The organism is Flagellimonas olearia (genome assembly GCF_009184425.1).
GTDB classification, from domain to species: domain Bacteria; phylum Bacteroidota; class Bacteroidia; order Flavobacteriales; family Flavobacteriaceae; genus Flagellimonas; species Flagellimonas olearia.
Genome location: NZ_WELG01000155.1, coordinates 1 through 332, shown reverse-complemented (window position 1 = coordinate 332; position 332 = coordinate 1). Strand labels below are relative to the sequence as shown.

Sequence of the window (332 nt, the reverse complement as noted above, 5' to 3'; positions counted from 1 at the left end):
CACAATCGTAGGCGACATGGAGCTTAAAGGGCGCTTATTGGCTTCAATCGCATTCGCATCGCCCCCTACTAAACCATAGAGATTAGGATTTCCTGGCTTTATGGAAAAATCATCCATTTCATTGTTCAATAAAAATCCTGCCCCATCAATACTAGCAGCGCTTCCATAAGAAGCGTTAATGGTGTAAGTAACGCTGACTGCATTCCCCCACCTATCCGCTACAGAATAATGCGTGGTATTGCTCCCCTCATGCAACTGCCCCATTCCTGGTTTGATTTGAGAGCTTGGCGTAACCGTATATGGCTAGATAGTGTCTAAAATCTTTTGTTCTG

The 332-nt window shown here is 44.6% G+C and carries 1 pseudogene; it reads right to left on the bottom strand.

Annotated elements, in window-relative coordinates:
* A pseudogene (locus F8C76_RS20005) lies at positions 1-291 on the bottom strand (gamma-glutamyltransferase); the annotation flags it as partial.
* Between the last annotated feature and the right edge of the window lie 41 nt (positions 292-332).